Source organism: Vibrio sp. 10N.247.311.51 (assembly GCF_041467855.1).
Taxonomy (GTDB): Bacteria; Pseudomonadota; Gammaproteobacteria; order Enterobacterales; family Vibrionaceae; genus Vibrio; species Vibrio coralliirubri.
In genome coordinates, this window is the sequence record NZ_JBFSVK010000007.1 from 102,578 (window position 1) to 123,381 (window position 20,804).

Here is a 20,804-nt window from a genome sequence, read left to right on the forward strand (position 1 = left end):
TAACTGGATGTGTTTTTATGACATAAACTCGTTTCATTAACCCAACACTGATAACTGAATACCGACTAAACAATGATTCAATGGAAAGTATAACGCGCAGGGAGTTCGCATTGTGAAGCAATAAACATAACTAAATGCAGGCTCAACCATGACTTTTAAATTTCCAACTGTTACGCGAAATCAGCGTTCTCATTTTAATAATAAAACGTTACTTACTCTCGGCATTACCTCACTCCTTATCGGGTGTGGTTCAGACAACAGTTCAGACTCAGGAACCACGCCAGAGCAACCACAACTGATGCCGCTGCCGGCAAAAACAATCACCACGAATGTTGGCAACGCGACGCTAAAGGCATTACAAGAATCTGTTTTGATTCAAGACACTCAAGGCGAAGATAGCTTGGTTGATATTGAAGCTTTTAAAGGTATTGAGTTTGGCCATGCAAATCGTTTTGCCCATAGTGAAATGGCCTATTTAGAGAACACGATTGATGCAACCGAGTTTGGTGACGCGTGCCCACAGTTAAAGGCAACAGCTCAATCGCAGTCGGAAGATTGTCTCAACTTGAACCTATGGCGCCCAGAGGGAACACAAAGCGGGGATGGTTTACCAGTCTATCTGTTTATACACGGTGGAGACTTTGAGCACGGCTCGGGGTCTGCCAAGCTTATTCATGGAGACACGATCGTGGCTCAAGGATCGGCAGAGACTAATCCGTTCATTTTCATTACATTCAATTACCGACTGGGCGTATTGGGAAGTCACTGGGTAAAGGGCGAAAACAACAGTGGTAACTACGGCATTGGTGACCAACAAACTGCACTAGAGTGGGTAAACCAACATATAGAAGCATTTGGTGGAGATGCTCAGAATGTCACGTTGATGGGGCAAGGATCAGGCGCGATGTCTGTATCGATATTGCAGCAGCAAGCAGAGAAAGAAGGGCAGGCTAATGACTATTTTCAACGTAGTATCATGCAAAGTAATCCGTATGGTTTTGAATACCGAAGCTACGATGTTGCGAAGAGCCAAGACGACGAGCTAGATCTTGTTGACGCATCTTTGGAAGAAGTATTGCTCACTCAAGAGTCGTTATTGTCACCGACAACTCGTATCAAAGATTGGCTACTTAAAAGTATTCTGCCATTAGTGAATGAATATTCACCAATATCATTAGGCAAGGCAGACCATACGCCCATGGGGACTTTAATGCCTTTCTCGCCTTATTTGGCGTGTGAAAAGACATCTCTACTCGGGGCGTGCAGTCAAAATGCAGCACAACCGTACCAGTCCGATTTTATCGTTCCAACGGTAATCGGCGTTAACGCAAAAGACTCGAACACGATGAGTATGTTGCCAACTCTGACGTTTCTTATTCCTAAAATACTCGATTTGGTGTTGGAACAATCACCAGAGCTGCAAAGTGATAACGCCACCTCTCAAGACTGGATTAATGCGATTCAAAATTGGGTGCAAAGTGATGAGGCATCAGCAGATATTGATTCGCTATTTGCATCGGCAGATGGCGAAGCCACCATACTGCTTGAACTGGAAGATCTGCTTGCCGTGTTGCCTAAATCGGCTTACGAAGCGGTGAGTCAATTGTATTTTGGACTTGAAAATCGAAACAGTACAAGCGAGCTACTGTCGCTTACCGATTTTTATCCAAACGACGAAAGTGAGCTTGATAATGCAATGCGAAATATGGGGCAGTTCAAAATGATGATGAACGACATGCTCTTTAGTGGACCATCACGTATTAAAGCAAAGCAGTCGCAACAACCCGTCACGTTTTACCAGTTTGACTACAAACCGAGCTTCAATGTTTGGGCTTACAATACCAAGGGTGAAGAGCGAAGCGTCGATATTTCAGATGCATTAAAAACCGTCTCTTGTATTAGTGGAGCGTGCAATGGTTCAGAGCTGCCATTTGTGTTCAACAAGCCGTTTAAATTGGATGGTGAAGAAGCATCGCCGTCGAAGAAAGACAAAGCACTGATGAACAAGTTGTCACGAATTTGGTTCAGTGATGCGCTGTTTAGTGATTACCAATATAGTGAAACGACCGACAGTGTTATGTCGATAGATAATGAAGGCAGTATCCACCTAGAATTAGACTGGGATAATTACTTCCAGCAAGGTGTCGATCCAGTATTGCGAAATGGACGATTAAATGGCCTAGAAGACCTTAATCTCATCGCCAATTATCTTTAACCAACTAACCAACTAACCAACTAACCAACTAACCAACTAACCAACAAAAAAGTGATCCATTAGGATCACTTTTTTGTTTGTATCATAAGCTAGTATGCATCAATGCCATGCTTACTTTAGCGCTTCTAATTCAACGGGTTCTGCAGTGCGATAAAGCGTTCAACGTAGGCATCTGTCGCTGTCATGATCGACTTTTTCACTTCCATGATCTGTTTTGAATGTGGATTCCAAAGCGCAAACGAGAATTTCATTCCCATCTTCAGTTGGTCTAACTCCAGTGTTTCCAAGCTTTCAGTTACATAGGGTGACTCTGACAACACCTTAGGTAACCACGCCCAACCGAGCTCGTCTTGAACCAACTTTATAACCAAGGCAAGTTGATCAACTTCTTCGTGTATCGCTGATACTAAGAGCTTCTCTTTGAGACCTTCATCTTTAAACGCACTCAAAACGAACTGACGTGTGCTGCGTAAAGCGGTTAATGCTTCTGTTGGCGAAAGCTGAGAGAGTTTGCCTCCTTTTTTCACAAACGGCAAAAACTCGATATGGCCAATAAAGGTCGAGTCCTTACTGTACATACCTTTGCCTTTGTCGATCATCACCAAGCCAAAGTGAATATCACCACTTGCTAAGCCTTGTTCAATCTGGCTCTTTGTTCTCACCAGAAAGTTAACCTTCATGTTTGGAAAGTCTTGGTCGAGTTGGGCTCGTATGGAAGAGAGTAGGCGATGTGGAGTCATGCTTGGATAGGCAAAATTGATGCTTTCCAGTCCACCGTAAGAGAGGCTTAGCGCGATATTATCGAAGATACGAGATTGCTCTATCGCAGACTTAGCGTAGTGATAAAGAAGCTTACCATCTTCGGTCGGTTCTACTGTGCGACCTATGCGCTCAAATAGCTCAACAGCTAGCACGTCTTCAAGGTTATTGATGACTTGGCCAGTGGTTGTACGGTGTTTGTTTAATCGGGCAGCAGCCTTGCTGAATGAACGCTCTTCGTAAACGGTCACAAAGGCGAGTAACTGTTCAATACTAAAATTCATACGTTGTACTCAATTGTTAGTCCATTAAGTATAACGTATCAGATATTCGTAGGATTAGGTAATTCATATGCCCAACTATGATGTGCGTCGTAGTTGGGCAGAATAGGTATTTGGGGGGAGGTGGGAGCGCAGCGGTACAGGAGTTTGTTATTGATAGGGTGCGATTTCGATATCAATCATTTGATAACCCGTATCGGCAACGTCTGTCGAGGTATCTTTCGTTCTCAGGGTTCCCGTCAAATACACCGTATCCCATAACCCTTGTGCGCTCACATCTTTAGGAGAGTTTACATAGATGATTTGATTGGTCGGCGGTGGCGGTACGTGTATGCAAGCACCGTAATAAGGAACCAACAAAAACTCAGTAGCGATCTCATCATCACCTTCAAGAGGAATGATGAATCCCGGAATCTTAACACGTTGCCCATCAAGCTCTTTTCTTACTGAGCCTAACTTATTTTGTTCTGGCATATCCCAAGAATGTTCGGCGAGGAAAGGCTGTGTCGCTTCTCTGATCATGGCTTGTTCTTGCGCTGGCACAAGATCAATCCACTCTATTTCCTGGGTGTCTGCGTGAACGGAGAACGCGCTAAAAAGTGCGACTGATAGTCCAAGTGTTGTTAGCTTTTTCATGTTGCCTCTTTAATATCTTTGCTGTTGGGGATGCAGGCGATAATAAAGTGGTATGGATCATCAAACGAATCATCAATGATGGATCAAACTCGTCTTTATTGTGGTTTTTCATCGAGGGGATTAGGAAATATCAACAGAGCAACTGAATTTATCATTTGGACGTGTTACATCCGTCTAAGTGGAGTTTTAGATAGATCAGTTCCATTCAATAATATCGGTGTACGGAAACGAGGGCGAACAGTTCGCTCATTCATAGGAGGGTGATAACTTAACTTACACAGGTATATATGATGATTAACCGCAAAACACTTTCACTATCTATTCTTTCAATTGCAGCGACAGCGCCTTTATTAGCAGCAGCGCCTCTATTCGCTGCAGAGTCTGAGCCGAACCCGTCAGACTTAACGGAAACGAGCACTTCAGCGTATTTTGGCATGAGTAACCAAGGCGATGTAAAGGGCTCAATATCTGGAGACTTTCATTTTGATAATGGGCAGACAGGCATGCTTACCGTCGAAGGAACGATGACTCAACAGGGGAAATATTCTGACAGTCGAGTTCAGTATTTCCATGTTTTTTCAACAGCGAACAAAATTGTTCCAAGAGCTGCGCTATCGCTCGACGTTATTGATAACTCGATGTTTACTTCTGCGTCATTGGGCGGAGTTGCAGCGATTGATACCGGGGTGAAAGGACTGCAGCTATTCCCGCGCTTAGGCGTATTGGCAGGTGAATATTCTGATGCGTCAGTGTTGTCGTTTGATGCTGACAAGAAAGAAGCGATCGGCGGATCAGCCGCTTTCTATATGATGTATCAGTTGGGTGAAGATGGTACCTACATCGGCGCATGGCCAGAGTACAATTATTTAAATGGTGATATTGAAACGTCGATGCTTAAATCAACATTAATGATTGCGACGCCTTTCTCTAACGATAAAACTCGATGGGGGCAGTTAAGAGTCGACACCACCACAGGTTATATGCAGTCCCAAACTCGTTCTATTGATATCGACGATACGGTTGTTTGGGCTAACTACAAATTCTATTTCTAACTTTTGATGTATAACCGGAAAGGCAGCGCTAATAGCGCTGCCTTTTTTCGTTTGTGGCGTGACTAATTGAGTCGCTTAACCCGCTAACTTTCACACGAATTTAAGAAAATTAAATAATTTCAAAAATACTATCATCAAAGTAAGCCGTGTTTAGATGTGGGTTCTTAACAATATCAATAACTTACTCTACTTGATGAGAATTGGATGTGTTGAGTCCGTCCTAAGTGATTTATCAGACTGACAAAGTTCATCAATAATGCGAATCAAAGAGGCGGACAACGCTGACTTAATTTACTTATTTACCTTTGGAGTCAACATTATGAACAAGCAAATCAAAGCTACTCAAATCAAACGTACGGCCCTAGCAATGCTGGTGGCAATGTCACCAAGTGTCTTCGCTTACGATCTCGTTATCATGAATGGTCGAGTTATGGACCCTGAAACAGGCTATGACCAAGTTGCCAATGTCGCAGTTGAAGATGGAAAGATCGTCGCTATCACTGGAGATGCTATCGAAGGCGATAAAATGATTGATGCTGAAGGGCTGGTTGTTGCACCTGGCTTTATTGATACTCACTCACACGTTGTTGCGATTCCAGTCATGCAAAAGCTACAACTACGTAGTGGTGTTACAACGCCATTGGCTCTAGAAGTTGGCGCTTATCCAGTGAGTGATTGGTATCAACGATTGGAAGGCCGTTCACAAACGAACTTTGGTGCGAGTGTGTCATCTGCGGGTATTCGTACCAAAGTCTTTAACGACGATTACCACACACGCACGGGTACAATGATTAACGATATTTTTGATACCGAAGAGGCAAAAGCGTCGAAGATTTCTGGTGATTCAATGACTAAGATTGCATCAAGAGAGCAGATAGAGACGATTTCTGAAATGGTCGATAAAGAGCTCAAAGATGGCGGTTTAGGTATCGGTGTTCCAGTAGGTTACATGTCTAAAGCGGCGACGACCATCGAAACTAAAGAGTGGCAGAGACTTGCGGGTGAATACGGTGTTCCGACGTTTTTGCACGGTCGATTCTCAAGCCAACTTCCACCAACATCGGGCTTAATTGGTATTGAAGAGATGCTATCTGGAGTGGGTGTTTATGGTGGTGGTTTGTTGGTTCAGCACATGCACCAGCAAACTCTCAATGAAACACCAGTCGCACTTAAGATGCTGGACGATGCAAAAGCCAAAGGCATGAACGTTGCAGCAGAGATCTACCCATATAACTATGGCGCAACCATTGCAGCGGCTGACTACCTAGAGCCAGAAAACTACCAGCGCAATATGGCACGAGATTACTCAGATATTATTGAAACAGAAACAATGAAACCTCTAACTAAAGAGCGATACGAGCAATTACTAAAAGAGAACCCTCAAGCGAGTGTTATGTTCTACGGTGCAACGGATCAAGACCTTAAAAACGCGCTCGCTCATGAGTCAACCATTGTCGGTAGTGATGCTTTCCCACTGATGAAAGAGGACGGAATGATGGCTTACAGCTGGAATACGTCTTATGAAGGTCTACAAGGACACCCAAGAGCCGCTGGTACTCAAGCTCGAGTATTGAAAATGGTTCGTGAGGACAACCTGATGCCATTGATGTCTGCGGTTTCTAAAATGTCTTACATGCCAGCTAAGTTCTTGCAAGACAATGGTATTAACCAAATGAGCCAAAAGGGTCGTATTCAAGTGGGCGCTGATGCTGACATCACGATGTTTGATCCAGAAACGGTAACGGACAACTCGACACTTAAAGAACCAGGTTTGCCATCAACAGGTATCCCATATGTTGTGGTTAACGGAACAGTCGTCGTAGAAGACTCTAAAGTGCTGCCAAATGTTTACCCGGGTAAAGCGGTGCGTAATAGCGTTACCAAATAAACCGTCTTAAACAAACGCTCATAAAAGCAGACGCGACAACAAAAGCAGACGCGACAACTTCGGTTTCACGTCTGTTTTTTTATCACCAAATTAGCATCTAAAGGGTAATCAAATGTTCGTAACAACCGCGGAACTCATAAATACTATCTCTGTCCTTGGCACTGCTGCTTTCGCGTTCTCTGCGGTTTTGGCAGCGAGTGAAAAAAAGACGGATATTTTCACGGTGGTGGTATTGGGTGTAATCACAGCAGTAGGGGGAGGCAGCACACGTGATGTATTGCTCGATGTGACCGTGTTTTGGTCAGAGGAACTGTATTATGTCTGGATTGCGGTTGTGAGTAGCTTAATAGGCTTTATCTGTGTTTCGTTTTTGAAGAAGCGTTGGTTTCATACGATCAACCTTTATGTCGATGCGATTGCTATCGCCATGTTTGCGATTCAAGGTACTGAAAAAGCATGGAGCTTAGGTTTCGGGCTACCGCTAGGTCCAATCATGTTGGGTATTATTACGGCCGTGGGAGGAGGGGTTATAAGGGACGTATTGATTCAACGTCCGACGCTACTGTTATCAAAAGAGCTTTACGCAATCCCTGTTGCATTAGGGTGCACATTACATGCGACTACACTGGCGTTGCTTCCACAATATACCGATGTGAGTGCGATTTTTTCTATTGCCCTTGTGATTTACATACGCCACCTGTCGATTAGTAAACAACTTGCTGTTCCAAAATGGGCGACATTGAATCCAGTTTAAAACCAGTTTCCGTTTTATTTCACTGGCATTGATCGTTTTCTTTACTCGACTCAAGACAGCATGATACGTTCATGATCAATTATGTTGGGTTATAGAAAAGGACAGGCCAATGTCATTAGAAAGTGCAATTACATTCTTTATTGCCATGTTTATATTTGGTATTACCCCGGGGCCTGGCGTATTTGCCATTTTAGCTCGTGCTATGGTTCAAGGATGGCGAAAGTGCGTCACGCTTTCGTTAGGTATGATATGCAGTGATCTTATTTATCTTGCACTTGCCTGCTTTGGTCTAGCAACGATTGCCGAGAATTGGTCATTTGCGTTTGAGGTGATTCGCTACGTTGGTGCAGCTTATTTGATTTACTTGGGCTACAAGATGTTTAAGAGCCTGCCTGAAGTGCAAGGCTCTGCGGAACTTGCGGCCAAACAGAGTCAGAAATCCGAACTCGCGAGTTTCGCGCAAGGCTTTTTGATTTCAGCATCGAACCCTAAAGTGATTCTGTTTTATATTTCGTTCTTGCCGACTTTCATTGATCTGACTGTTCTGCGCTCACAAGATATTGTCTTGGTTTCTGCGCTAGCATCTGTTGCTCTGATGTCCGGTTTAATGCTTATCGCGGTAGGCGCGGGCAGAATGGCAAGTTTGCTGAAAACGCCACGCGCACATAAAAGGTTAAACCAAAGTGCTGGTGGAATAATGATTGCAGCTGGCTCATATTTGGCGATAAATCGATAAATACGATTATTTAAACAGAAAGGCGAACCGATGGGTTCGCCTTTTTAGTTGCAGGATAGTAGCTAATGTTCGTGCATTACGCGTCTACGAAAATCACTTCACCAGTAAGAAAGCCATCGACCGAGCGCTCAAACGCTTTACCAACAAGTTTGCTTGGTACAGGTTCAAAACCTGGCATCATTTCACCGTAAACATCCCACGCTTCGGCAAGAACGGTCGGGTTAATGACATTGATACGTGTGTTTCTTGGCATTTCATAAGCGACAGTCTTAACGAAGGTATCAATTGCGCCGCTAGTGGTAGCATCAGCAATCGCAAAAGGTATAGGTTTAACATTCAAGATACCGCTAATTAGAGTAAATGAACCGCCATCAGCAATGTACTTTTGACCGATGCGAACAAGGTTGATTTGTCCCATCATTTTACTCATTACCGTGGTCATCCATTGATCTTCAGTCATATCCGCAAAGGTATTGTATTCGCAGAGGCCAACGGTGTTCACAACCGCATCAAAGTGTCCGACTTTTTTGTAAAGTGCCTCAATTGATTGCGGGTCAGTGATATCAACGATGTGGTCGACATCGCCAGAGCGACCCGCAGTGATAACGTTGTGATTGCCCAGTCCCATTAATGCTGCTTGACCCATCTTGCCACGTGCGCCAATTAGAATGATTGTTTTCATGTTGTTCTCCGATCTGTATATGTTTCGTTTCGATGGAAGAACTTTAACTAAACCTCTAAACAAGTAGAAACAAAGTCTAATTGTGAGTGTTACTTGTTTTTCTTGTTGAGTGTTACACTGACATGGAATCCAACTACACCGAAGCGAGTGCGTGTGAGTAAACTAGACCGATTAGACATTAAGCAGCTTAGAGTTTTCCAAGCTTTAATCCGTGAAGAGAACGCGTCCAAAGCTGCGAATCAATTGGGGATGACTCAGCAAGCTGTCAGTGAGCATTTGAAGAAACTGCGAGAAGTGTTTGATGATAGGTTGTTTGTGAGAAAAACCAACGGCTTTGTTCCGACCACCTTCGCACAAGAGTTATCTGTCGGTGTCGATCGTTTACTGATCGACTTCAATTTGTTGTTATCTAAAACAAACTTCGTACCACAAAAAGCCAAAGGGACATTCGTTATTGCGGCAACAGACTACGCACAGCAGATCATTTTGCCGAGCTTAATCGCGCAGTTAAGGGAACAAGTACCGAACTTAAAGCTGATTGTGCGTGATTTTGAAATTGATAATTTGCATGAGCTAATGGAAAGCGGGAAGGTCAATTTAGCTATCGCGTTTCCGGATTATATTCCTGATAGCTACAAAGTCATTAAGTTGTTTGAAGAGCATCATGTGTGTGTTGCATCACCTCATTCTTCAATAGCACAAACCACACCTTCATTAGAGGAAGTGGCGACTTATCCCACCATTATTGCATCACCATCGCGTCCAAACTTCAAAGGATCGATTGATGAATGGTTCAGTCAGTTTGGGTTAAAGCGCAATGTCGTGGTCTCCGCACCGTGTTTCTCCATTGTACCCATGTATTTAAACACCACAGATTCTATTGCGTTCTTGCCATCCAGAGCTATTGAAGGGTTCAATTTGGTGACGATCCCAATGGAGCACTCCCCAGAAAGCTTTGATGTGGTGGCTGCTTGGCATCCGAGATATAACGAAGACCCACTACAAAAATGGGTCACATCCTTGCTCAAGATTGAGGAATAGTGGGTAGTGAAATGACAGTAAAGTAGGGCGCATCGACTGAATAGCTCGCATTATTAAACGAAACGTTAAGCCAGTTATCATCACTACTTGTTTGTTAGTCACAATGGTGCAATTATTTAACGAGTGATATTACTCGGATGCATGTCTTATGATGACTATCGAACAACAGCTTTCTCGGCTGGATCTAAACTTATTGGTGTCGTTAAGTGTTTTAATCAAAGAGAGGAACGTAACGCGAGCTGCCAATACCTTGTATCTGTCTCAGCCTGCGATGAGTCGTACCTTAAGTCGCTTGCGAGAGTTGTTTGATGATCCACTGTTCTATCGAGAGTCTAATGGCTTAGTGCCGACGCAAAAAGCGTTAGAGCTGCAAGCACCTTTAGAAGAGTTGCTATTGGCTATGCGAAGCCTAGTAACGAAATCTGCGTTTGATCCTGCTGAATGTGTTCAAACCTTTGTTGTTTCTGTACCGCCATTAATGAGTCGGATGCTTTCTGTGCCCCTAGCTGAAAGGTTCATGCACGATGCACCAAACGCCAGTCTTATCGAATATCCGATTGCAAAAACGCCTACTAGCCAACTGTTATCACGAGATGTAGATTTTACCATTCACATCGAAGCTCCGAGCAATCCAATCGAATTCCCATATGTGAGTCTTGGGCAGATCTATCCGGTATTATACGTTTCTGAACATCACCCTTTAGCGAAAACTAAAAATGTCACGCTTGAGCAGTGTCTCGAATCTCGTTTTGTCGACCTCACGCTCGATATTCGCTCGAATTACGGGCTGCAACACCCTGTAGACACTTACTTAGTTAAGAATGGAATGCAGAGAGATATTGCATTTAAAAGCGGACAGCTTCTTACGCTGGTGGAAGTGATGCAGAGTTCGAATACAATTTTGGTTGCGACCCACAAATTGACGGAACTAGAGGGAATAGGCGACAAGATAGTGCCGATATTCTCTCTAGATAATGTACCCGAGTTAATGTTCGAACTGTTTTTGATTGAGCATAAAAGAACCGTTACCAGCCCAGCCCATCAATGGTTCAAGAACTTAGTCGTGTCCGTGATTGAAGACGTTGTTTGTGATAGTTGAGCCAACGTCTTTGCTAACACCGTAGCTTAAGTTAAGTTCACCGCTTAGTTCAGATTCCAATTAAACCTAAACGGTGTTCTTCGGGTTTTGGGCGATTCATTGATGGCTTTTAACAGTGTTTTGGCTTCTGCTAGTGAAACTGAGAGGGAAGCTGAAACTGGCCCTTCAGTATTTTTTGCGTAGCCAAGCTTCAATAACTTCTTCCAAATGTCGTTTGATTCAGAGTCTAGAGGCAGGTGAAGCGTACCTTTCGACAAGGTTTTTCGCCCCGTAATCTCATAGACAGTTTGCACCGCTTTGCTGTACTGCTTTTCTTCAACGTGTCGACAAAATTGAATACTCAACTTTTTGGTATTCAATTGCTGGCGTGCGACAAAATAACGTTTTAAATCAATAAAATGCTTTCCGACTAGGCGAGCAATCGCAGAAAGGAATATTCCCGCAATGACCAAGTAATACCAATATTGGTTTAGCCAATTCGATAAGGTTTGAGCCCCGTAGCTCGATCCTAAAGTGTTGCTTAGTGAGTCTAATAACTTTGCGTCACCGACTTGAAGCGTTTGCTGCTCTACAGTTAACGATTCCAGCTGATTGGTCTTTGTGTTCCACCATGTCATGGTCTGTTTTGGTAAGACGACTTTCCCTTGTTCTTGAAGAATTAACGTTACCTGTTGTTTGAGTGTCGCGGTATTGCTTTTATTCAGGCGATTAAATACGTTTTCTTTGACTGCTGGTTTGCGATACAACTCAACGCCAGATATGTCTGGTATGTTGATCTCCGGCAGCAACATCATGTGTGAGTTTGCCACGCTCAATGTATACGTTGCAGTGACAGCGTGGCCAACTTCGAATTCGTCGGTTAACGGACGATCGGTTGATATTGAAAGCTCAGCATTTGGGCTCACAATCAACGCGTCTGTATCAATGTTGCTCACGGGCATTTTGGATGTAAAGTTAATGGGTTGCGATTGGATCACGCCCTCAACAACTGTTTCGCTGGCAAGCTCTACACTAACAGGGATGCTCAATTCAGGAACAGTAAACTCGCCAGCTTGCATTGGGTATAAGTAGTAGCGTGCTTTTTGGGTAAACCACTTAGTGCCTTCAATTGTGCGTGCTGAACGCGCGACTTTCTGCTCATCTTTCTTTACTACCGTGTTGGGTATATCTAAGTAAGGTAATGCCAACTCTTCTTTAAAGGGGCGGGTACTCAATACTTCAACGTCGAGTGCGACTTGCTGTTTCACTGCGACATCTTGAGCTTTAATTTCAACATTCAGCTTCAACTCACCGTCACTGACGAGCTGGTCTAGGTTAGTAGCACTGGCAGGCATTGAAATTAAAAGCATCATCACTGATAAGACAACAAACCAATATTTCAGAAGGTCGAATGCTCGGACTGTCGATTTAGTTTTGTTCATTGCTGTATTCCTGCTGAAATTTTTGTCTTAGAAACTTAGATGGATTCTGTCTGACCTGTTTTAGCCAGACTTGGTCAGAGATCACGAGCTCCTTCTGACTCCCTTCTTTTGGTTCGTCGTCGACCAATTTCCTATCATCAATGACTTTTTCTGAATCTTGTTTTGTCGGTGGTGTGTTCTTGATTTTCTCTATCGCAGCTTCCACAACGGCTAGGTTGTTGGTTGCTTGTTCTGAATACTTTTCGTTGTTTAACAGTTCGTTGTAAAGCGCAGTAGCTTTATCAAATTGAGCTGTATGAGCGTAGCTGTTCGCGACGATTAACTTAGCGAAATCAGTCAGCGCTACCGGTTCGCCACCTTGTTCACTCTTTTGTGGGCTTAATTGGTCAATCGCGCCGAGGAAATCACCTGACAAATAACGACTGTAGGCTTTCCATGTTGGATCATCGAACAGAGCGGCACTTTGCGCGTAGTTGCCTTGTTTGAACTCGACATAAGCGTGTTGATCGTTGGATAGCCAAAAATCAAAAAATGAGTGCTTATTGGCGATTCCCCAAATCAGATTTCCTGCAATAAGCACAAGCAACAAGTGCCTTGACTTAAGTTTGAATAACCAAGCTAAACGACTGGATTGGTTCGGAGTCGAAGAGGTTGGCTTCATCAGATTACCGAACTTATGATTCACTACCTGTTTATTATTTACCACTGTAGCGTCCACCCTTTTCTAAACCACATCAATTGAATCGGCAGCAACAAGAACAGCAACCAATAGCCCGCGTCTAACCAAGGTTGGGCGCTATCGCTGACCGCAAACAGGTTGTTTTGAATGCCTTGATAAACCGCGTCTACATCGCTAGCGTCGTGGGTGAATGAAACCATGTTTCCATGACCTGCTTGCGCGAGTTGTGACAGTGAAGCGAGTTGAGTTTCTGTTAAACCTACTGTGCCATTTCCGCCACTTTGTGGGTTTTCACCCATCGCCCAAACGATCACTTGGTGTTGCTGTTGTTCAAACGCTTTAGCGAATTCTTCTATCGCTTGGTCATTGGTCTTGTCCGTCAGTATCAAAACCGTTGATGGTGCTTTTGATTGTGAGATTAGCTCGAGCGTTGGCTTTAACACCGAAGCCGGTTTGCTCTCGTTATCTGGCAACAAGCTTCCATCCAATACATCGAGGAAGTATCGCGTTAACTCTTTGTCTTTGGTGACAGGCATAGCGACATGGGCACTGCCGCCGTATATGACTAAACCAGTTTTTGCGTCGCCGCGCAGTTCGACAAGCTGATTGATCTTCTGTTTTGCGCGCTCTAATCGTGACGGCTGAATATCGGTTTTATTCATTGAATCAGAGACATCCAAGGCGATCACCAGCTCGGAATTGTCTTCAAAAAATGGTGAAGGTTGTTGCTGCCACGTTGGACCCGCCATAATGAGCGTGGCGAGAACCGCAAACACCAAAAACAATCGATTAGGAGAAACCATACGCGCTCGATTTTGGTTGAGAGACAGATGTTCCACCATGTTTTTAGACATGACAGGCTGCCACTGAGCGACCAAATCGTCTTGTTGAACGAGTGCACGATAAAACAACACGAACGGGAGCAGCGCTAACAACCATAATGGGCGCATGAAATGAAACTGGGTGATATCGCCACCAAACAGTGTATTGAAATCAGTCATTGGTTAGCTCCTCTCTACGGCGAATAACGCGCTTTATTTCTTTTTTACGACGCAGATTTGCACCAAACACGATTAAGGCTGCGAGTAGGTTGCTCACCAGACATACACCAAAAGCATAGTGGTGCAAGCTGTGTTTCGGACGATGGGATAACAGTTCGAACTCTTGCTGTTCTAGTTCATCTATCGTTGCGTAAGCTTGTTCGAGTTGCTTTCGGTCCATAGCATGAAACATCTGCCCGCCAGTTGCTGCGGATACCTTCTCCAATGTTGGAAGATCCATTTTGTAGCGACCTTTGGTACTCGGGTCACCAATTGCAATGGTGTAAATCTTCACACCATATTTGGCGGCGATTTCGGCGGCTTTGACAGGAGGCATTTTCGAGCTTGTGTCATCACCATCGGTTAGCAGAATCATCACTCTTTGGCGGCTCTGTTCTTGTTCGAATACGGCAATTGATAAGCCAATTGCATCGCCAAAAGCAGTTTGAAATCCAGCATAGCCAAGCTCAACGTCTTCGAGCAGCGATTGCCACACGTTAATATCTTCCGTAAAAGGTGCTTGAACATAAGCTGAGTCGGCAAACAATATTAACCCTAAGCGGTCATGTTCTCGCTGGGCTGCGAACTCTCGCAACACCTGCTTTGCAATCGTTAAACGGTCGTGTTTGTTGCCTTGCTTGTCGGCAAAATCCTCTTCTGACATCGAACCAGACAGATCCAGTGCGACCATAATTTCACGAGCGGATTTCTTTTGTTCAATTGGTTCGCCTATCCACATCGGTTTGGCAATCGCAACGATAAGAGCAAGATAGCTGATAATGACCAATAGCCATTGCACTTTACGACGGCTCATCTTGACCGCGGTTTCAGAGGGCTCTTGTGAAGACACGGCAATAAGGCGGTCAAAAAAGGGCACTTGAATCGCGCTTTTTGACTCTTTGTAAACAGGTAATAACCAATACACGGCAAAGGGTAAACAAAGCAATGCAAACGCTATCGGGTATTCAAATTCAATCATGTGACACCTCGTGATGCTTTATCCAAAGTGCAACGTTCTCCATGATGGCGTTTCGTTTTTCTTCCGTTAATGTCGCTGCTGAAGAGTAGGCGAGTTGAGCAAGTACGCCTGAAAGTTCTGATGTAGAGAACTCGGATGAAAATTGGCGATTGGAGCAATGGTCATCTAACCATTTTTCCCAATCTGTGCCGGTTAAAGGTGCGACCTCTGTACGAGGAAAGGCGTACAATGCGGTTCTTCGTAGCAGTTGTGGTAGCTTTTGAAATGATGAAAACTCACCAGACTGAGCCTCCAAAGAGAGTTGCTCGAGTTCTACCAAGGCAGCGCGTCGGTATGTGTTTGCTAGGTACTTTTGAATAACTAAATAGACACGATATAAAGCGAAGCAAAACAGCAACAAGAGTAGCCAGTACCAGCCTGTTGCATTCGGTAGCCACGAGATACTTTCTGGCAAAGAAGGCTCAGACAAAGAGGCCATTAATGGATTCACATTTTCTGGCTGTAAAGGCTCAAGCCCAGTGTTAGTCGTCATAGTCTGCATTCTCAGTTGTTTAACTCGCGCCGAGTGCTTTTCTAAGCTGAACATCGGTTGGTTCTACTGTGTTGAAAGGCAATACAGGGATTCGATATTTCTTCGCCACTGCCGTGAAATTATCTATGGCTTGAACCACGTCTTTGGCAAATGCATCGCGTAACTGTGCTTCTTGGCCTGATACGGATAACTGCAATTGCCCGTCGCTGAGTACCATCTTATTAAGCGTGGCTAAATCATGCTCCAGTGGGTCGGTAACATGACACAAGACCACATCGTTGTGCTGACACATAGCCTTGATCTGTTCTTCGCTACGCTCGTTATAGCCGTAGCCATCGGTAATCAAGATCACTAACCCATCATGCTTAACCAACCTTTGCGCTTGATGAAACAATTTAGCGAACGAATTGGATTGGGTGTCTTGAGCCTTTCCCGCTTTGAGCTGCTGATTTTTACTCGCAATTTCATTGAGTATTTTGAGCACGTGATTTGCGCTGCGTTGTGGTGAAATAGGCAGAGCAGAGCTGTCGTTATAAACAATGGCACCCACACGATCGGTACTGTCTATGACTTTCCAAGCAATCAAAGCTGCGATTTCTGCAGCAACCACAGATTTCATTCGACCCGTGCTGCCAAAAAACATGCTGGCGCGCTGATCGACCATGACATAAACGTTACGCTCGCGCTCTTCAGAGAATATTTTGACGTGTGGCTTGCCCGTTCTATTGGTCACCTTCCAATCCATGGTGCGAATATCGTCGCCAATCTGATAGTGACGCATCTCTTCAAAGTTCAATCCACGTCCTCGTAGCTTCGATACATGGCGACCTGTTAACGCACTGTTGATTGGCTGATTGGGTAGAAAGTCAAAGCCATGCGCCTTGTATTTCAACAATCGCAATGCTTTTAGATTGGTATAGATATCGGGATCAAGTGTTGGTTTCGTCTCCATGGTGACCTCTCGCGTTACGCTACTGCAACTTGAGACAAAATCTCATCGATGACTCGGTCTGAGCTGACGCCTTCAGCAAGTGCATCGTACGATAGAATCAGGCGGTGACGCAGAACGCCATGAACCACGTTGCGAACATCATCGGGGTCAACAAAGTCCTTACCGTTTAGCCATGCCATCGCTCGTGAACACTTGTCTAACGCGATGGTTGCACGCGGGCTTGAACCAACACCAATCCATTGTGAAAGGGGTGACTCTGGGTACAACTCTGGTTGTCTTGTTGCCACCACAATCGCGACAATGTACTTAAGAACTGCGTCGCTACAATGTATGTCGCGCAGTTGATCGCGAGCATCAAAAATACATTGAGGATCAATAGGTGCTGGTTTGTCTGTGCTTGGTTTTTCCTCACTGCGAACCATCTTAATGATCTGCTCTTCGGCATCCGCATCTGGATAATCGAGATTTATTTTCATGATAAATCTGTCCATTTGCGCTTCTGGCAGCGGATAAGTACCTTCTTGTTCAACCGGGTTTTGTGTCGCTAAAACCATGAATAGATCAGGCAGTTTGTAAGTCTTGCCAGCTACAGTGATTTGTCGCTCTTCCATTGCTTCTAACAACGCTGCTTGTACCTTTGCTGGGGAACGGTTGATCTCATCGGCCAGTAATAGGTTGTTGAAAACTGGCCCCGGTTGGAAGGTAAGCGTCGGCTTGCCATCAACGTCTTGATACACCTCTGTGCCTGTTACGTCAGAAGGGAGAAGATCCGGCGTAAATTGAACGCGACCAAGGTCAACTTCTAGGGCAGAAGCCAATGATTTGATAGATCGAGTTTTTGCTGTTCCGGGTAATCCTTCAAGCAGAACATTACCATTTGTAAGGAGTGCAACGAGTAATGTGTCGACCATATGCTGCTGGCCAATTACCGAGGATTCCATCTGCTGCTTTAGTTGGTTTATAGAGTCTAAAGTTGGGTTCATTTGCTTACCTATTGACTAATTAATCAAGTGGGATTCAGGTCACCAGATGGCGAAAAGATAAATATTGTTAGTTAAAGCAACTATTTAAATCACCTTTGCTAAGAGTAGTCGAAAATAATTTCGACATACGCGATCAACATATCTTTGTTAACGACTCACCTTGGAAATACTGAATTGCTTGGTCTATAAATAGGCTACTGTATTGTTTGTATTTTAATCAAGTATAAAGGTTGATAAGTAACATTACTTCGCTGCATATCTCTTATACGGCGATGTCATTTGTTAATTTATGCTGCCTTGATAACATTGTTCACAAGTTGAGCGGTTAACGAACTAACTGTTCGAACAAAAACAAATGGACTATGTATTGATTTAGCGTTATCGATTTTATTAGAGGTCAACAATGAAAAAATTAGCATTAGTAGTTTTAGGTTTAAGCGCAGTTTCTCTTTCTTCTTACGCAGCTGAAGAAGTTTCAACTCTGACAGAGTTCTTCAATGCCGATGGTGAAGTGACTACCGTCGACAATTACGCGGTGTACGAAACGTCACGCCAATATTTGAAAAACCAAGAGCTTGTTGGTGTTAATAAATTCCTACACAAACGCGAACTCACGCCAACCGATAAACAGCCTGTGGTTCGAATGAACCGAGACACTTACTACTCAATGGCTGTGATTAACGTTTCACAAGGCGCGACGATTACGCTACCTGAGATTCCTGAAGGCAAATACATGTCGATGGAGGTGATTACAGAAGACCACCGCATTCAGCCAATGCAATACGGTTCTGGTACGTTTGATCTTTCTACTCACAGTGGCGACCACGTGTATGTCATCGTTCGTACTGATGCGACGTTCACCAAAGATGAAGTTCATAAAATCCAAGATCAGATGAGCATTGATGCAAAAGCAGACGGCGAATTCATGGCAATGCAAGTGGATGAGAAATCATTCGATGAGGTAGAGAAAAACCTTAAGATGGAAATGCCAAAACTACTAAAACGCGATGGTGCTCAGGCGACGTTTGGTATGTTTACTAGCCCTGAAGATGCTTCAAAAGAGATGTTTACCAAAGAGAAGTACGCAGTGGGTGCGGCTATCGGTTGGGGTGGCGCGCAGTTAGATGACAATATTTATGAAGTCTCTGGCAACTTCCCGGCAGATACTTGTCATCAGGCAACCTTTGATGACCCTAAAAACCAAGCGTTTTGGTCGGTAACGGTCTACAACAAGCAAGGTTTCATGTTTGGTGAAGTGGCGAACGTAAGCTCAAACACGGCTGAGAAAAATGCAGACGGCACTTACACAGTAAGCTTTGGTTGTGGTGATGACGCAGTCAACAACATCAAAACAGAGAACGACTCTGGTGTGTTTAACTTAGCTTTCCGTCATTACATTCCAAGCCAAAAAGTACGTGATGGATTCCGAGTACTTCCTTACGTTAAAGCAGTGAACTAATGTTGCGATAGTCGTACAACAATTGATAGATACGCGCTATTACCCATGGTAGTAGCGCGTTTTTTTGTTTTAGCTTGTTTGTCTATCTTAGCTTGCTATTGCAACATCTGCTGGTGGCAAGTCACGCTTCTTAATTACGTGTCGCAAGCGAAGCAACATCAACGCAGCTGATACGCTTAATCCCGTTAGAATGCCAATCCAAAAGCCTTCTTCACCCATTGCAGGAACAATGTGGTCTGTTAAGCCCAACACCATGCCTAGTGGTAGTGCTAAGCCCCAGTATGAAGCTATAGCTAAGATCATTGGGATCTTAGTGTCTTTATAGCCACGTAATGCACCGTTAGCAGACGTTTGCAATGCATCGCTGAATTGGTACATCGCCGTAAAGGTCAACAATACCGCTGCTGTTGCGCTGATTGCAGGGTCGGTGGTGTAAAGCCTAATTATCCACTCAGGGAACAGCAGGAACATCGCAACCGAAAGCAGTGAAATCAAAGCTGCAACTAAAATACCGACTTTACTGCGCTCAATCGCGCCAAGTTCGTCTTTCTCGCCTAGTGCATGCCCAACACGAATCGTAATACCAAATGAGATACTCATCGGAATCACGTAAGTTAGGCTCGAGATGTTAAGTGCAATTTGCGCCGCTGCCACGTTCTCAGCACCAATACGGCCGATCATCAGAGCGATTACCGCAAAGATACTGCCACATACCGCGATGTTCATCCCGATAGGTAAACCTAATCTTAGAAGGTGAAGCATCTCTTTTGCTTTTGGCTTAGCGTCTGCAAAGCTAATAATAGTTTTGTAGTGGTGATGACCTTTAATGTAGGAATACAGCATTCCCGACATTAGCCAATACACCAAGCTTGTCGCCCAGCCACAACCCACCGCACCCATTTCAGGGAAGCCAAACTTACCGTAAATAAGCACGTAGTTGACCGGAATATTTACCAACAGACCAACCACGGAGATGATCATCGGTACTTTGGTGTTGTTCATACCTTCACAAAAGCCATTTAACGTGTAGAACAGGGCAATACCCGGCACACCAAAGGCTAAGGCAAACGCATAGTCACTGCCAATAGGGATAATCTCAATGGCTACACCAATCCATTCTAAGATCGGTTTTGCACTTACGAGGTAAGCGATGAGTAGTACGCTCGCAATTAATGCAAGCCATACCATCTGGAAGAATTCAACAGAGATACTCTGAAAGTCGCGAGCGCCACGGTGATAAGCAACGACTGGCGTTAACGCCATAATCACACCACGTAGTAGCAGCAACACAGGAATCCAAAGGCTAGTGCCAAGTGCAATAGCCGCAAGATCGGCAGGGCTTACTTGGCCAGCCATTGTCGTATCGACAAATCCCATCGCTTGGGTAGCTATTTGAGTCAAAATGATTGGAATCGAAAGGTGCATCAGCGCACCCGATTCACGAGTAAAAGGACGAAGTTTCGTTAGCATGGAAGTTCACAACACCAATATAAATACACGAATGATGGCAGGATGGCCGGTGTGCATTTTAGGATGTGCCCCGTTGGGCGGGCGACAATATAAACACCTTACCGTATAGGGTCAAGCATTGGATTTATAGAATTTCTCTTACTCTG

At 44.3% G+C, this 20,804-nt stretch carries 19 protein-coding genes; 8 read left to right on the plus strand and 11 right to left on the minus strand.

What is annotated here, in order from left to right:
• The first annotated feature begins 148 nt into the window (after nt 1–148).
• The gene (locus AB6E85_RS08800) at nt 149–2,215 is read left to right on the plus strand and encodes a carboxylesterase family protein (RefSeq protein ID WP_372142297.1); all 2,067 of its coding nucleotides are present in this window, start codon (nt 149–151) and stop codon (nt 2,213–2,215) included.
• 125 nt (nt 2,216–2,340) lie between these two features.
• Here AB6E85_RS08800 and AB6E85_RS08805 read toward each other — a convergent pair whose 3' ends face one another.
• On the minus strand, nt 2,341–3,258 hold the full coding sequence (locus AB6E85_RS08805; RefSeq protein ID WP_048612554.1) for a LysR family transcriptional regulator: 918 nt from the start codon (nt 3,256–3,258) through the stop codon (nt 2,341–2,343).
• Between the two features lie 147 nt (nt 3,259–3,405).
• Complete coding sequence (locus tag AB6E85_RS08810) at nt 3,406–3,891, minus strand: DUF3299 domain-containing protein (protein WP_248642470.1); 486 nt, start codon at nt 3,889–3,891, stop codon at nt 3,406–3,408.
• Between the two features lie 287 nt (nt 3,892–4,178).
• Between AB6E85_RS08810 and AB6E85_RS08815 the strand changes: the two genes are divergently transcribed.
• From AB6E85_RS08815 to AB6E85_RS08830, 4 genes are all read left to right on the plus strand, one after another.
• Nucleotides 4,179–4,943 (plus strand): hypothetical protein, encoded by a 765-nt coding sequence (locus tag AB6E85_RS08815; RefSeq protein ID WP_372142300.1) that lies wholly within the window; start codon nt 4,179–4,181, stop codon nt 4,941–4,943.
• A gap of 319 nt (nt 4,944–5,262) precedes the next feature.
• The gene (locus AB6E85_RS08820; protein ID WP_372142301.1) at nt 5,263–6,831 is read left to right on the plus strand and encodes an amidohydrolase family protein; all 1,569 of its coding nucleotides are present in this window, start codon (nt 5,263–5,265) and stop codon (nt 6,829–6,831) included.
• Nucleotides 6,832–6,943: 112 nt separating this feature from the next.
• A complete protein-coding gene (locus tag AB6E85_RS08825; protein WP_372142303.1) occupies nt 6,944–7,585 on the plus strand; it encodes a trimeric intracellular cation channel family protein in 642 nt (213 codons plus the stop codon).
• Between the two features lie 109 nt (nt 7,586–7,694).
• Nucleotides 7,695–8,321 (plus strand): LysE family translocator, encoded by a 627-nt coding sequence (locus AB6E85_RS08830; RefSeq protein ID WP_372142305.1) that lies wholly within the window; start codon nt 7,695–7,697, stop codon nt 8,319–8,321.
• Between the two features lie 76 nt (nt 8,322–8,397).
• Here AB6E85_RS08830 and AB6E85_RS08835 read toward each other — a convergent pair whose 3' ends face one another.
• Nucleotides 8,398–9,003, minus strand: coding sequence for a short chain dehydrogenase (locus tag AB6E85_RS08835; RefSeq protein ID WP_048608466.1), 606 nt, complete (start codon nt 9,001–9,003; stop codon nt 8,398–8,400).
• A 153-nt stretch (nt 9,004–9,156) separates the two neighbouring features.
• On the opposite strand from AB6E85_RS08835, the gene AB6E85_RS08840 reads away from it, so the two are divergent.
• Both AB6E85_RS08840 and AB6E85_RS08845 read left to right on the plus strand, forming a co-directional pair.
• Nucleotides 9,157–10,044: a LysR family transcriptional regulator gene (locus AB6E85_RS08840; RefSeq protein ID WP_372142307.1), complete on the plus strand. Its 888-nt coding sequence runs from the start codon at nt 9,157–9,159 to the stop codon at nt 10,042–10,044.
• A gap of 148 nt (nt 10,045–10,192) precedes the next feature.
• Entirely contained in the window at nt 10,193–11,143 is a 951-nt protein-coding gene (locus tag AB6E85_RS08845; protein ID WP_372142309.1) for a LysR family transcriptional regulator, read from the plus strand.
• 44 nt (nt 11,144–11,187) lie between these two features.
• Here the strand turns inward: AB6E85_RS08845 and AB6E85_RS08850 are convergent, their stop codons facing one another.
• From AB6E85_RS08850 to AB6E85_RS08880, 7 genes are read right to left on the minus strand one after another with little or no spacing between them, the layout of a single operon-like run.
• The gene (locus AB6E85_RS08850; RefSeq protein ID WP_372142310.1) at nt 11,188–12,564 is read right to left on the minus strand and encodes a BatD family protein; all 1,377 of its coding nucleotides are present in this window, start codon (nt 12,562–12,564) and stop codon (nt 11,188–11,190) included.
• The gene (locus AB6E85_RS08855) at nt 12,551–13,270 is read right to left on the minus strand and encodes a hypothetical protein (protein ID WP_372142311.1); all 720 of its coding nucleotides are present in this window, start codon (nt 13,268–13,270) and stop codon (nt 12,551–12,553) included. Before AB6E85_RS08855 ends, AB6E85_RS08850 begins: the two co-directional genes overlap by 14 nt.
• Nucleotides 13,264–14,244, minus strand: coding sequence for a VWA domain-containing protein (locus AB6E85_RS08860; RefSeq protein ID WP_372142313.1), 981 nt, complete (start codon nt 14,242–14,244; stop codon nt 13,264–13,266). Before AB6E85_RS08860 ends, AB6E85_RS08855 begins: the two co-directional genes overlap by 7 nt.
• Entirely contained in the window at nt 14,237–15,262 is a 1,026-nt protein-coding gene (locus tag AB6E85_RS08865; RefSeq protein ID WP_372142314.1) for a VWA domain-containing protein, read from the minus strand. The genes AB6E85_RS08860 and AB6E85_RS08865 overlap by 8 nt, the downstream gene beginning before the upstream one ends.
• Complete coding sequence (locus AB6E85_RS08870) at nt 15,255–15,794, minus strand: DUF4381 domain-containing protein (protein WP_372142316.1); 540 nt, start codon at nt 15,792–15,794, stop codon at nt 15,255–15,257. The genes AB6E85_RS08865 and AB6E85_RS08870 overlap by 8 nt, the downstream gene beginning before the upstream one ends.
• Nucleotides 15,795–15,813: 19 nt before the next feature.
• The gene (locus tag AB6E85_RS08875; protein WP_372142317.1) at nt 15,814–16,746 is read right to left on the minus strand and encodes a DUF58 domain-containing protein; all 933 of its coding nucleotides are present in this window, start codon (nt 16,744–16,746) and stop codon (nt 15,814–15,816) included.
• Nucleotides 16,747–16,760: 14 nt separating this feature from the next.
• Nucleotides 16,761–17,729, minus strand: a complete 969-nt coding sequence (locus AB6E85_RS08880) for a MoxR family ATPase (RefSeq protein ID WP_122080888.1) — start codon at nt 17,727–17,729, stop codon at nt 16,761–16,763.
• A gap of 403 nt (nt 17,730–18,132) precedes the next feature.
• On the opposite strand from AB6E85_RS08880, the gene AB6E85_RS08885 reads away from it, so the two are divergent.
• Nucleotides 18,133–19,188, plus strand: coding sequence for a DUF1254 domain-containing protein (locus AB6E85_RS08885; protein WP_050646387.1), 1,056 nt, complete (start codon nt 18,133–18,135; stop codon nt 19,186–19,188).
• A gap of 87 nt (nt 19,189–19,275) precedes the next feature.
• Here the strand turns inward: AB6E85_RS08885 and AB6E85_RS08890 are convergent, their stop codons facing one another.
• Entirely contained in the window at nt 19,276–20,658 is a 1,383-nt protein-coding gene (locus AB6E85_RS08890; protein WP_372142318.1) for an MATE family efflux transporter, read from the minus strand.
• Nucleotides 20,659–20,804: the final 146 nt, after the last annotated feature.

Excerpts from the sequence above, each read along its gene's own strand:
- AB6E85_RS08800 (WP_372142297.1), top strand. The coding sequence starts at position 149 with ATGACTTTTAAATTTCCAACTGTTACGCGAAATCAGCGTTCTCATTTT.
- AB6E85_RS08805 (WP_048612554.1), bottom strand. The coding sequence starts at position 3,258 with ATGAATTTTAGTATTGAACAGTTACTCGCCTTTGTGACCGTTTACGAA.
- AB6E85_RS08810 (WP_248642470.1), bottom strand. The coding sequence starts at position 3,891 with ATGAAAAAGCTAACAACACTTGGACTATCAGTCGCACTTTTTAGCGCG.
- AB6E85_RS08815 (WP_372142300.1), top strand. The coding sequence starts at position 4,179 with ATGATGATTAACCGCAAAACACTTTCACTATCTATTCTTTCAATTGCA.
- AB6E85_RS08820 (WP_372142301.1), top strand. The coding sequence starts at position 5,263 with ATGAACAAGCAAATCAAAGCTACTCAAATCAAACGTACGGCCCTAGCA.
- AB6E85_RS08825 (WP_372142303.1), top strand. The coding sequence starts at position 6,944 with ATGTTCGTAACAACCGCGGAACTCATAAATACTATCTCTGTCCTTGGC.
- AB6E85_RS08830 (WP_372142305.1), top strand. The coding sequence starts at position 7,695 with ATGTCATTAGAAAGTGCAATTACATTCTTTATTGCCATGTTTATATTT.
- AB6E85_RS08835 (WP_048608466.1), bottom strand. The coding sequence starts at position 9,003 with ATGAAAACAATCATTCTAATTGGCGCACGTGGCAAGATGGGTCAAGCA.
- AB6E85_RS08845 (WP_372142309.1), top strand. The coding sequence starts at position 10,193 with ATGATGACTATCGAACAACAGCTTTCTCGGCTGGATCTAAACTTATTG.
- AB6E85_RS08850 (WP_372142310.1), bottom strand. The coding sequence starts at position 12,564 with ATGAACAAAACTAAATCGACAGTCCGAGCATTCGACCTTCTGAAATAT.
- AB6E85_RS08860 (WP_372142313.1), bottom strand. The coding sequence starts at position 14,244 with ATGACTGATTTCAATACACTGTTTGGTGGCGATATCACCCAGTTTCAT.
- AB6E85_RS08865 (WP_372142314.1), bottom strand. The coding sequence starts at position 15,262 with ATGATTGAATTTGAATACCCGATAGCGTTTGCATTGCTTTGTTTACCC.
- AB6E85_RS08870 (WP_372142316.1), bottom strand. The coding sequence starts at position 15,794 with ATGACGACTAACACTGGGCTTGAGCCTTTACAGCCAGAAAATGTGAAT.
- AB6E85_RS08875 (WP_372142317.1), bottom strand. The coding sequence starts at position 16,746 with ATGGAGACGAAACCAACACTTGATCCCGATATCTATACCAATCTAAAA.
- AB6E85_RS08880 (WP_122080888.1), bottom strand. The coding sequence starts at position 17,729 with ATGAACCCAACTTTAGACTCTATAAACCAACTAAAGCAGCAGATGGAA.
- AB6E85_RS08885 (WP_050646387.1), top strand. The coding sequence starts at position 18,133 with ATGAAAAAATTAGCATTAGTAGTTTTAGGTTTAAGCGCAGTTTCTCTT.
- AB6E85_RS08890 (WP_372142318.1), bottom strand. The coding sequence starts at position 20,658 with ATGCTAACGAAACTTCGTCCTTTTACTCGTGAATCGGGTGCGCTGATG.